This is a genomic window from Micromonospora maritima (assembly GCF_902825405.1).
GTDB lineage: Bacteria > Actinomycetota > Actinomycetes > Mycobacteriales > Micromonosporaceae > Micromonospora > Micromonospora maritima.
In genome coordinates, this window is record NZ_CADEAU010000139.1 from 1 (window position 1) to 11,747 (window position 11,747).

The window sequence follows — 11,747 nt, forward strand, 5'->3', positions numbered from 1 at the left end:
GGTACGACGTCCCGCGGCGCGCGGTCGGAGTCGGCGGCCGGGGCCGGACCGGCGCCGGCGAGCGCGGCGGTGATCCGGTCCGCCACCGCCACCGGAATCTCCGGGGCGGGCTCGGCGGCCCAGCCGGCCAGATCGGCCTGCACCAGGTCGACCGCGTGGGTCAGATTCGCGTACGCGTCGCGCCACGCCGGGTCCTGCTCGACCAGCCGGGCGACGGTCGCCTGCTCGGGGGTGCCGTCCAGCGCCCCGCCGAGGTAGTCGGCGAGCAGGTCGTGGTCGACCTCGCTGAACTCCCGGGACGTCACGGCTCCTCCTGGCTGACCGACCGCCGGGACATTCCCGACGAGGATCCGACGCCCTCGGACGGCCGGCGGTTCCCCGCGGTGACCCGGGGCACGTCGACGGTGTCGTCCGAGCCGGTGCGCAGGTGCCCGAGGAGCACGGCGAGCCGGGCCCGGCCCCGGGCGCACCGGCTCTTCACCGTCCCCTCGGCCACGTCGAGCATCCGGGCCACCTCGGCCACCGGGTAGCCCTGCACGTCCACCAGGACCAGCGCGGCCCGCTGCTCCGCCGGCAGCGCCGCGAGCGCCTGCCGGACCACGAGCGCGGTCTCGTGGTCCCGGGCGGGCGCGGCCGGCTCGACCCCGCCGGTGTGCCGGCCCGGTTCGCCGTCGGTGTGCACGCCGTCGGGCAGCGGGACGGTGGCATGGGTCTGCCGTCGCCGCATCCGGTCCAGGCAGGCGTTCACCACGATCCGGTGCAGCCAGGTGGTGACCGCCGAGTCACCCCGGAAGCGGGCCGCGGCGCGGTGGGCCGACAGCATGGCGTCCTGGAGCGCGTCGGCGGCGTCCTCGCGGTCGCCGATGGTCCGCAGGGCCACCGCCCAGAGCCGGTCCCGGTGCCTGTGGAACAGCTCGGTGAACGCGTCCCGGTCGCCCGCGACGTGGGCCCGGAGCAGTTCCAGGTCGGACCTGCCGGGCTGGCCGCCGCCGGAGCCCGCCATCACCACGTCCGGAGGAGGTGGCGCGACGGGTACGGCGGACGGATCACGAGCCCTGGACCGTGATCTCCTGGACGCCGAGCTTCCAGCCGCTGCCGTCGTCCTTCTTCGGCAGCTCGGTGACCCAGAAGAGGAGGTACTGGTACTTCTGGTTCGGGTCGAAGCCGTTGAACGTCATCGTGGTGCCGTCGTGGTCCTCGAACGGCTGCCCGATCACGGTCGGGTAGGCCGCGACGAGGTCCTTGTCGCCCTTGGAGGTGGACGGGAACTCACCCTTGGTGCCGGCGCGCAGCTCGGCCGACGCACCGGTGGACGACAGGCTCGCCTGGAGCGACTTGACCGTGTGCGGGGCACCGAGGTCGATCCAGATCCCCATGCCGTCCTTGAGGCCGCCGAACTTGCCGTTGTTCCGGTAGGTCTGGGTCTCCCAGCCGTCGTCGTCGCTGCCGTCCAGGACCTTCTCGGCGTCGCGCACCTCGGCACGGTCCCCGCTGTCCGGGTCGATCACCCGGACGTCCTGGATGGTGAGCTTGCGGACCGGCGCGGCGACCTCGTTGCTGCCGCCGGTGGCGGGCGCGCTGCTGGACGGCTGGGCCACCGGCTCCTTGTCGCCGTCGTCCCCGCCACCGAGCGCGTTGACGCCGATCAGCAGACCGATCAGGGCGACGGCCAGCAGGCCGGCGATGCCCAGGGCCACCCGGCGACCGCCGGCGGCGGCCAGCGGCGACGGCTCCTCACCGGGGTCGGCGGTGAACCGCAGCGGGCCGGCCTGCTCCAGGAACTGCTCGTCGGCCGGGATGTCCAACCGGCTCAGCTCGGCGGCCAGCACGTCCGACGAGGGCGGGGCGATCTCCGGGTCGAGCAGGTCCATGGTGAGGTCGTCGAGGTAGGCCGGCACCCCGGCGCGTACCTGCCGGGGCGCGGCGATGGCGCCGCTGGCGTCCCGGACGGCGTCCGGCAGGGCGGCCCGGCCGTGCCCGGCGGTGGCGCCGTGCAGCGGGGCCTCGCCGTGCGGCCAGTGCCCGGTCAGGGCGAAGTAGAGCACGCCGCCGACCGCGCGCAGGTCGCTCTCCTGGCTGTCCGCCCCGTCGGTGCGCGCGTCGGCCAGCACCACCCGGCCGTCGTCGCTGATCATCACCGTGCCGGGGTGGAGGTTGCCGTGGACCATGCCGGTGGCGTGGACGGCGGCGAGGGCGCTGGCGACGGCGTTGCCGATCGCGGTGGCCCGGGCCGGGTCCATCGGGCCGTCGGCGGCGACCATCTCGCGCAGCGACTGGCCGTCCACCCACTCGCGGACCACGTACGCGCGGTCGTCCTCGTCGATCGCGTCGTAGACGCCGACCAGGTTGGGGTGGATGACCCGGCTGGCCGCGACCGCGGCCTGGAGCATCTCGGTGGCGGAGTCGCCACCCGGGTAGCGGAGGACCACCGCGACGGGACGGCGCAGGATGACGTCGACCCCGCGCCAGACCAGTCGGCCCGCGCTGTCGTTGTTGATGTGCTCGACCAGCTCGTAGCGCTCGGCGAGGAGCTCACCGACCGAGGGAGCACCGAAGGTCACGACCGCAGGAGAGGTTTCCTCCGCTTCCTGACCCTCGCCGACCTGGGTCACCCGTCCTCCCTCGGTGATCGTGCCGATCGATGGACCCGTGTTGCTGGGCATGTGGTTTCCCGCTCTGGCCTCGGTGGAACCGGCACGCCCGGCGTCGACGCCCACGTCGGCACCTGCCGTACCCGTCGAGAGCGACCTTACCCGGGATGCCCGGTTCTCCGACATGTCATCTTCCCGCTGCGGCCGGCGGGAAGCCAGTCACCGCGGATCCGAACGGGTCGGAACACCCGCGCCGGCACCCGACCCGGACACGCACCGCCAATCTAGAGGTTGACGGCAAGTAGTCGACGCAGGGGCGTACCGGTGTGGCGTCCCGCCGACTTCCCCGCCTCCGGCCTGCGCACCCTCGTCCGTACGGTTGGTTGTCCACAGGCCGAGAGGCCCACTGGACGGCGGAATCCCGAGTTATCCACAGCCGTATCCCCAGCCTGGTGATCCTCGTTCACCGTCGGTCACCGGCGGCGTGTCACCGCCCGAGCCGCCGCCGGACCATCCCGACCACCTCGGTGATCTCACCGATCCGCAGCAGCATGGCCAGCCCGAGGTAGGTCGCCCCGATCGCCGCGCCGCCGATCACCAACTGCGCCGCGGCGGCGGCCCAGCTCAGGTCCGCCGGGTCGCCGGGGAGGACCGCCACCACGAGCACGCCGACCAGCGCCGCCCCGAGCGCGGCCACCACCACCCGGCCCAGCGTCCGCATGATCCGGCCCAGCCCGATCCGGCCCACCCGGGGCCGCAGCAGCATCGCCGAGATGATCGCCGCGGCCAGGTACGACACCGCGTTGCCGAGCATCATCCCGGCCGCCGCGAACGTGTTCGAGAAGAGCAGGAAGAGACCCACCTGGAGCAGGACCCGCAGGATCACCACCGGAATGTTGACCAGGGCCGGGGTGCGGGTGTCCGGCAGCGCGTAGAAGGCGAAGGTGAACAGCTGGCTGACCGCGAACGGGACCAGCCCGAGCGCCGCCACCAGCAGCACGGTCGAGGTGGCCACCGCGTTGTCGCCGGTGAACGCGCCGTAGCGGAACACCACCACGGAGATCGGGGCGGCCAGCACCGCGTAGCAGACCGCGATGGGTGCGAGGACCGCGGTGACCATCCGGGTGCCCCGGGACAGGTCGGCGGTGACGTCGCCGAACCGGTTCTCGGCGGCGGCCGCGCTCATCCGGGGCATCAGCGCGGTGATGATCGAGACGGCGATGATGCCGTGCGCCATCATCAGCAGCAGGAACACGTTGTTGTAGATCAGCAGGCCGGCGTTGTCGCCGCCGGCGGCGCGGGTGAGCAGGTTGACCACCACGAAGAGGCCGAGCTGGTTGACCCCGACGTAGCAGAACATCCAGCCGCCCAGCCGGGCCAGCTCGCTCAGGCCGAGGGCGCGGAAGTCGAACCGCCACTTCCACCGGAAGCCGACCTTGCGCAGCGCCGGCAGCAGGCCGGCGGTCTGCACCGCGACGCCGAGCAGCGTGCCGCCGCCGATGAGCAGGATGCGGTCCCAGCCCATCTCGCCGGGCTGGATGATCTTGGCGCCGAAGACCGCGATGTAGAGCGCGCAGACGCCGATGACCACGAGGTTGTTCAGGATCGGCGCCCACATCGGGGCGGCGAAGTGCCCGCGCGTGTTCAGCACCGCGGCGATCAGCGCGCTCACGCCGGTGAAGAACAGCATCGGCAGCATCAGGTAGGACAGGCCGGTGACCAGGCCCTGGTAGTTGTCGTCCTTGCCGCCCGCGTAGATGGAGGTCAGCACCGGTGCCCCGGCCATGGCGATCAGCGCCACGGCGGCCAGCGCCAGCACGGCCAGCGTGAGCAACCGCTGGGAGTACGCCTCGCCCCGGTCCGGGTCGGCCTTGCGCCGCCGGACCAGCACCGGGATCAGCACGCTGGTGAGCACGCCGCCGAGCAGGAACTCGTAGACCTGGTTGGGCAGGAAGATGGCGGTGGTGAACGCGTCGCCGACGAGCGCGCCGCCCAGCGCCGCGCCGATCATGAGGTTGCGGATGAAGCCCGTACCCCGGCTGACCAGGCTGCCGACGGCCATCACCGCGCTGTTCGCGGCGGCGCTTGTCTCGCCGACCACCTCCTGCGGCGGCGCGACCGACTCGACCCCGGGCTGGTTCAGCGGCTCCGCCGAGATGAAGGTCGCGCCGTCGTCCGGCGGCAGGCCGCCGTCGTGCGCGTTCGCGCTGCGGTAGAGCCCGCCGCCGCTCATCTCCACAGCCTCCAAGGGGTACGCCGGAACCGGGCCCCGCCGGCCCCGCACAACCGGAACCTTAGTCAACCTCGACCCGTTACCCGCGCCCGGCGCGGTCGATCCACCCCCGGCCCGATAGGCTGGCGCTCCCATGTCCGAAGCCTCCGCCTCCGCTGCCGCCGACCGCCGTGAGCTGACCACCGCACAGCGCAACGCCGTCGCCGAGCTGCTCCGCGTCTCCCCGGTCGCCGACGAGCTGGGTCGGCGGTTCGCCCGGGCCGGTCACGAACTGCACCTGGTGGGCGGATCGGTCCGCGACGCGCTGCTCGGCCGGCTCGGCAACGACCTCGACTTCTGCACCGACGCCCACCCGGACGAGACCATCAAGGTCATCCGGGGCTGGGCCGAGTCGATCTGGGAGACCGGGCGGGAGTTCGGCACCATCGCCTGCCAGCGCGACGGTCTCAACCTGGAGATCACCACCTTCCGCGCGGAGGTCTACGACCAGGTCAGCCGCAACCCGGTGGTGCAGTACGGCACCAGCCTCACCGAGGACCTGAAGCGCCGCGACTTCACCGTCAACGCGATGGCGGTGAGCCTGCCGGACCACCGGTTCACCGACCCGTACGGCGGCCTGGCCGACCTCGCCGCCAAGGTCATCCGTACCCCGGGCACGCCGCAGGAGTCGTTCCGCGACGACCCGCTGCGGATGCTGCGGGCGGCCCGGTTCGCCGCCCAGCTGCGCTTCGCCGTCCACCCGGACGTCCGCGCGGCGATGACCCGGATGGCGACGGACCTGGACCGGATCACCGCCGAGCGGATCCGGGACGAGTTCACCAAGCTGCTCTGCGGCGCCGACCCGATCACCGGGCTGCGGCTGCTCGTCGACACCGGCCTGGCCGAGCGCTTCCTGCCGGAGCTGACCGGTCTGAAGCTCACCATCGACGAGCACGCCCAGCACAAGGACGTCTACGAGCACACGCTCACCGTGGTCAGCAACGCGATGTCGTTGGAGGAGGACGGCTGCGACTTCGTGCTGCGGATGGCCGCGCTGATGCACGACGCCGGCAAGCCGGCCACCAAGGCGGTCGGCCCGGACGGCCGGGTCAGTTTCCACCACCACGAGGTGGTCGGCGCCCGGCTGACCAAGGCCCGGATGAAGGCCATGCGCTACTCCAAGGAGATCACCTCCCAGGTGGTCAAGCTGGTCGGGCTGCACCTGCGCTTCTACGGGTACGGCCGGGGCGAGTGGACCGACTCGGCGGTGCGCCGGTACGTCACCGACGCCGGTGACCTGCTGACCCGGCTGCACAAGCTCACCCGGTCCGACTGCACCACCCGCAACCGGCGCAAGGCCGCCCAGCTCTCGGCGGACTACGACGCGCTGGAGGAGCGGATCGCCCGGATCGCCGCCGAGGAGGACCTGGCCCGGGTCCGGCCCGACCTGGACGGCAACGCGATCATGGAGCTGCTCGGCGTACCGCCCGGGCCGGTGGTCGGCCGGGCCTGGCAGCACCTCAAGGAGTTGCGCCTGGAGCGCGGGCCGCTGGACCGCGACGAGGCGGAGGCGGAGTTGCTGCGCTGGGCGCGCGCCGAGGGCATCGTCGGCTGACCCCGCGGCGGAAAAACGACGACGATACGCCGGCGTGTCGACCGAACGGTTGACGCGTTCCGGTCGATGTCTCCCGCATGATGTTGGTCATCACCAGCCCCCCGGATCGACGGGCGCGGCTGTCCTGATCACATCCGCCCGTCCGATCCGGACGGTCGCTGGACACGGGGAGACAATTCGGTGTCACGTTCCGGCGCTCTGCGCCGCTCCGCGCTGGTGGGGCTCGCCCTCACCTCCGCCACCTCGATCATCTGTGCCGCCACCGGCGGTGCCGCGTCGGCCGACCCGGGCGACGCCAAGCGGGCCCCGGTCCGGGGCGCCGACCTGCCCGGTGCCGTGGCCGGCCGCTACATCGTCGTCCTGAAGGACGGCAAGGCCACCCCGGCCAAGGTGAAGTCCGCCGCGTCGGCGCTCGCCGGTGAGCACGGCGGATCCGTCCGCCGGGTCTTCGGAAAGGCGCTGCACGGCTACTCCGCCAGCATGGACCGTCGGCAGGCCGAGCGCCTCGCCGCCGACCCGGACGTCGCGTACGTGCAGCAGGTCCAGCGCTACACGGCCACCGACACCCAGACCGCCCCGCCGTGGGGCCTGGACCGGCTCGACCAGCTCAAGACCAGGACGGACGGCAAGTACACCTACTCGTCGACCGGCGCCGGGGTGACCGCGTACGTCATCGACTCCGGCATCGACATCGACCACGAGGACTTCGGCGGTCGGGCCAGCAACGGCTACGACGCCGTCGAGTCCGACGACGTCGCGCAGGACTGCGACGGGCACGGCACGCACGTGGCCGGCACCATCGGCGGCACCACCTACGGCGTGGCCAAGAAGGTCAAGCTGGTCGCCGTCCGGGTGCTCGACTGCGAGGGCACCGGCACCACCGAGGGCGTGATCGCCGGCATCGACTGGGTCACCGGTCACGCCAGCGGGCCGTCCGTGGCCAACATGAGCCTCGGCGGTGAGAACGACCCGGCGCTCAACGACGCGGTGGCCCGCTCCATCGCCTCCGGCATCACCTACGCGGTCGCGGCCGGCAACAGCTGGACCGACGCCTGCGGCTCCTCGCCGGCGAACGTGCCGGCCGCCATCACGGTCGGCGCCACCGACCGGCTGGACATGCGGGCCTGGTTCTCCAACTACGGCCGCTGCCTGGACACGTTCGCGCCGGGCGCCGGCATCGTCTCGGCGAAGGCCGGCACCACCTCCGGCTCGACGTCCATGAGCGGCACCTCGATGGCCTCCCCGCACGTGGCGGGCGCCGCCGCGCTGCTGCTGGAGGAGCACCCGACCTGGACGCCGCAGCAGGTGCGCGACTCCGTCGTCACCACCGGCATCGGCGGCGCGGTGCACGACACCATGGGCTCGCTGGACCGGCTGCTGCACCTCGGTACGGTCCCCACGGCCCGCGGCTCGTACGCCCTCAAGGCCCGGGTCAACGGCCGCTACGTGGTGGCCGAGAGCGCCGGCGCGAAGCCGCTGATCGCGCGCGGCACCGCCATCGGCGCGTGGGAGAAGTTCGACGTGGTCGACGCCGGCGGGGGCCTGTTCGGCCTGCGCGCCCGGATCACCAACAAGTTCGTGACGGCGGAGAGCGCCGGCGCGAAGCCGCTGATCGCCCGGTCGGCCACCATCGGCGCCTGGGAGAAGTTCCAGATCGTCGACAACACCGACGGCACGGTCAGCCTCAAGGCGGCGATCAACGGCAGGTACGTCACCGCGCCGAGCACCACCTCCCCGCTGATCGCGAGCAAGACCGCGATCGGCACCGCCGAGAAGTTCGACTTCGACGCGCCGGCCCCGATCGTCGGCGTCAAGGCGGTCGTCAACGGCAAGTACGTGACGGCGGAGAGCAGCGGCACGAAGCCGCTGATCGCCCGCTCGGCGACCGTGGGCGCCTGGGAGAAGTACGAGCTGGTCAGCGTCGGTGACGGCTTCTTCGGCCTGAAGGCGCTCGTCAACGGCAAGTACGTGGCGGCGGAGAGCGCCGGCGCGAAGCCGCTGATCGCCCGCTCCACGGCCATCGGGCCGTGGGAGGCGTTCGACTTCCTCGACTACAACGCCGACGGCTCGGTCTACCTGCGGGCCAACGCCAACGGCAACGCGGTCACCGCGGGCAGCACCGGCACCAGCCAGCTCATCGCCAGCCGCGTCATCGACTGGGAGAGCGAGACCCTCGGTCTGGGCGCCGGCGAGAAGTTCGTCTTCAGCGTGCTCTGACCCGTACCACCGCGCGGCGCCCGCCGGCTCCCCTGGGGGAACCGGCGGGCGCCGTCGTTCGTCACGGGGTGACGGTGCTGCCGTCCACGGTGTTCTTGCCGTTGGTGTGCGCGCTGCCCAGCCGTGCCAGCAGGCCGGCCAGATCGATGCCGGTCAGGTCGCTGCCGAGCTGGAGGCCCTGGGCGACGTTGCCGGCCACCGACTTGGTCAGCGACGACGCGCCGTCGGTGGAGATGACGGTCATCTTGTCGATCGCGCCGATCGGGGCGCTCGCCGCGCCCACCACCTCGGGCAGCACCTTGACCAGCAGGTCCAGGACCGCGGCCTCGCCGTACGCGGCGAACGCCTCGGCCTTGCGGGCCATCGCGTCGGCCTCCGCCTGGCCGCGGGCGAGGATGGCCGCGGCCTCGGCCTGGCCCTCCCGCTCGACCGCCTCGGCGATCGCGGACCGGCGGCGCTGCTCCGCCTCACCTTCCTTGGCGCCCTCGATCGCGTTCGCCTCGGCCAGCGCGGCGCGGCGGGCCCGCTCACCCTCACCGGTGAGCCGGGACTGCTCGGCGACGGCCTGGGCGGCGGCGATGGTGGCCTGCCGCTCGGCGTCGGCGCGCAGCACCGCCGCGTTGCGGGCCGCCTCGGCCTCCTGCTCCACCTTGTACCGCTGCGCGTCGGCCGGCTTGCGCACCTCCGTGTCGAGCTGGCGCTGCTTCAGCTCGGCGTTGCGCTCGGCCACCTTCTGCTGCTCGGAGAGGATCGCCTGGTCCCGCTCGGCCTGGGCGAGCGGGCCGGCCGCGGCCGACCGGGCCTTGGCGGCGTCGATCTCGGCCTGGATGCCGGCCTGCTTGAGCGACAGGTTCCGGTTCGCCTCGGCGATCGCCTCCTCGGCGAGCAGCCGCTCCTGCTCGGCGGCCTGGCGGGCCCGGGCCTCGGCGATGGCGGCGTCCTTGAGCACCCGGGCGGCCTCCGGCCGGCCCAGGTCGGCCAGGTAGGAGCCCTCGGCCAGGATGTCCTGGAGCTGGAACGTGTCCAGCACCAGGCCCTGGTTGGTCATCGAGTGTTCGGCCTCCTCGGCGACCGCGCTGGCGAACGCGGCCCGGTCCCGGATGACCTCCTCGACGGTGAGCCGGCCGACGATCGAGCGCAGCGCGCCGGCCAGCACCTCGCGGGTGAAGTTGTCGATCTCGGCCTGCTGGTGCAGGAAGCGCTGGGCGGCGGCCCGGATGGCGTCCTCGGTGCCGCCGACCTTGACGATCGCGACCCCGTGCAGGTCGGCCCGGATGCCCTGCTTGCTCACCGCGCCCCGGATGCCGACGTCGATCCGCCGGCTGGACAGGTCGAGGGACTGGAGCTTCTGCACCACCGGCAGGACGAAGACCGAGGCGCCGAGCACGACCTTCTGCCCGGACATGTCGGTGGAGCGCTGGCCGTCGGCGGTCTGGGTGGTCCGGCCCTTGCGGCCGGTGACGATGAAGGCCTCGTTCGGCCCGGCCACCTTGATCCGGGAGAGCACGAAGAGGACGAGCAGGACGGCGAGGAGGACCGCGCCGCCGATGGCGACGAGCAGGGGCATGGGGGTTCCCGTCTGTGCTGAGGGATCAGTAGGTCTCGACGTGCACGCTGGTCTCGCTGAGCGCTTCGACCACGAAGATGCGGGCGCCGACCGGGATCGGCCGGTCGGCGCGGGCGTTGAGCTTCACCGGCTGGCCGGCGAGGCGTACCCGGACCTCGCCGTAACCGTCGGTGGGGATCGGCGTGACCACCAGCCCGATCGCGCCGGCCAGGTGGTCACGGGTGGGGGTGGCGTCGGTACGCATGGTGCGGGCCGCGCGGCTCAACCGGGCCGCCAGCCAGGCGGTGGGCACGGCGGCGAGCGCGCCGCCGGCCGCCGCCACCGCGATCGTCCCGGAGGTACGACCCCCGAGCAGCTCGTTGACGATCGCGGCACCGAACCCGAACGCCCCGGTGAACCCGGCGACCGCCTCCAGCGACACCGGTCCGTCGACGTCCGGGTGGCCCAGGTGCAGCACTCCCGAGCCGAGCAGGGCCAGCGTCAGCACGCCGACCCCGGCTCCGCCGATGATCAGGAAGATGAGCGTCCCCGTGGCCACGACCTGCACGGTATCGACGTCGTGCAACATCGACTGTGTGCAGCGGACGTCCAGCGACCGTTCAGCGCGGCGCGACCGTCACCTCCAGATCGACGAGTTGCTTCGGCAGCGCCTGGCGGACCAGTTCCCGGCCGGTGGTGTCGGCGAGCACGAAGTCGCCCGCGCCGAACGGCCGGCGGTAGAGCAGCCGGTCGTCGGTGACCCAGGCGACGTCGGCGGTGGGCAGCGGGTTCACCACCCGGCCGGTGGCGGTCTCCACGAGCAGCGGCTCCTGCTGGCCCTGGACCACCACCAGCTTCCCGTCCGGCGACCAGGCGTCCGGACCGACCGGACCGCCCGGCATCTCGAGCAGGCGGGTGGGCCGGCCGTCGTCGACGGACAGGAGCTGCACGCCCTTGGCGAGGTCCCTCGGCCACGCCTCCGACTTGGCCCTGCTCAGCGTCAGGGCTACCGCGCGGCCGTCGCGCGTCCAGGTGAACTCGCACCGGTCGGCGCACGGCCAACCGAGCAGGCCGACCGGATGCGTCTTCCTGGTGCCGTCCAGGTCGAGCAGGACGAAACCGAAGTGGTCGACCTGCTGGCTGGTGAACAGCAGCCGCCGGCCGTCCGGCGACCAGCGCGGGGTGGAGAGCGCACGGCCCACCTCGTACCAGCGGGTCTTCCCGGTGGCCAGGTCGACCAGGCCGATCTCCCGGGGCCGGTCGTCGTCCCGGACCGCGACGAGGGAACCGGTCGGCGCCGGAAAGATGCCGTCGTACCGGTCGGTGGCCACGTACCGGCCGCGTGCGCGGTCGAGCAGGAAGCCGTTACCGGAGCCGCCCGCCACCTGGGCCCGGGTGACCACCCAGTCGCCGGGCAGCACCAGCGGCCGCTGCGCCCAGTCCGGGCCGGGTGCGGCCCGCAGCGCGGGCGAGGGGGTGACGGTGACCTGCGGCGTCGTCGGCGTGGTGGGCGGTGGGGCGGTGCGGGGACGCAGCAGCACGAACGGCAGGGCCACCGCCAGCACG

Annotated in this window: 8 protein-coding genes and 1 pseudogene; 2 read left to right on the forward strand and 7 right to left on the reverse strand. The window is 73.0% G+C overall.

Annotated elements, in window-relative coordinates; translation table 11 throughout:
- The 4 genes and pseudogenes from HUW36_RS15015 to murJ all read right to left on the reverse strand — a co-directional run.
- Positions 1 to 305 (reverse strand): annotated as a pseudogene (locus HUW36_RS15015) (hypothetical protein); the annotation flags it as partial.
- Positions 302 to 1,003 carry an RNA polymerase sigma factor SigM gene (gene sigM, locus HUW36_RS15020; protein ID WP_174528733.1) on the reverse strand — a complete coding sequence of 234 codons (702 nt, stop codon included), beginning with the start codon at positions 1,001 to 1,003 and terminating at the stop codon, positions 302 to 304. The pseudogene HUW36_RS15015 and the gene sigM, both read right to left, overlap by 4 nt.
- A gap of 43 nt (positions 1,004 to 1,046) precedes the next feature.
- A complete protein-coding gene (locus tag HUW36_RS15025; protein ID WP_174528734.1) occupies positions 1,047 to 2,663 on the reverse strand; it encodes a protein kinase family protein in 1,617 nt (538 codons plus the stop codon).
- A 415-nt stretch (positions 2,664 to 3,078) separates the two neighbouring features.
- Entirely contained in the window at positions 3,079 to 4,824 is a 1,746-nt protein-coding gene (murJ, locus tag HUW36_RS15030; RefSeq protein ID WP_174528735.1) for a murein biosynthesis integral membrane protein MurJ, read from the reverse strand.
- 133 nt (positions 4,825 to 4,957) lie between these two features.
- On the opposite strand from murJ, the gene HUW36_RS15035 reads away from it, so the two are divergent.
- Entirely contained in the window at positions 4,958 to 6,418 is a 1,461-nt protein-coding gene (locus HUW36_RS15035; RefSeq protein WP_174528736.1) for a CCA tRNA nucleotidyltransferase, read from the forward strand.
- 180 nt (positions 6,419 to 6,598) lie between these two features.
- A complete protein-coding gene (locus HUW36_RS15040; protein ID WP_174528737.1) occupies positions 6,599 to 8,635 on the forward strand; it encodes a S8 family serine peptidase in 2,037 nt (678 codons plus the stop codon).
- Positions 8,636 to 8,696: 61 nt separating this feature from the next.
- On the opposite strand, the gene HUW36_RS15045 is transcribed toward HUW36_RS15040, so the two are convergent.
- From HUW36_RS15045 to HUW36_RS15055, 3 genes are all read right to left on the reverse strand, one after another.
- Positions 8,697 to 10,202 carry a flotillin family protein gene (locus tag HUW36_RS15045; RefSeq protein WP_174528738.1) on the reverse strand — a complete coding sequence of 502 codons (1,506 nt, stop codon included), beginning with the start codon at positions 10,200 to 10,202 and terminating at the stop codon, positions 8,697 to 8,699.
- 25 nt (positions 10,203 to 10,227) lie between these two features.
- Positions 10,228 to 10,770: a hypothetical protein gene (locus HUW36_RS15050; protein WP_174528739.1), complete on the reverse strand. Its 543-nt coding sequence runs from the start codon at positions 10,768 to 10,770 to the stop codon at positions 10,228 to 10,230.
- Positions 10,771 to 10,801: 31 nt separating this feature from the next.
- Positions 10,802 to 11,747, reverse strand: a 946-nt coding sequence (locus HUW36_RS15055; protein ID WP_174528740.1) for a TolB family protein, incomplete at its 5' end; no start/stop codon positions are given.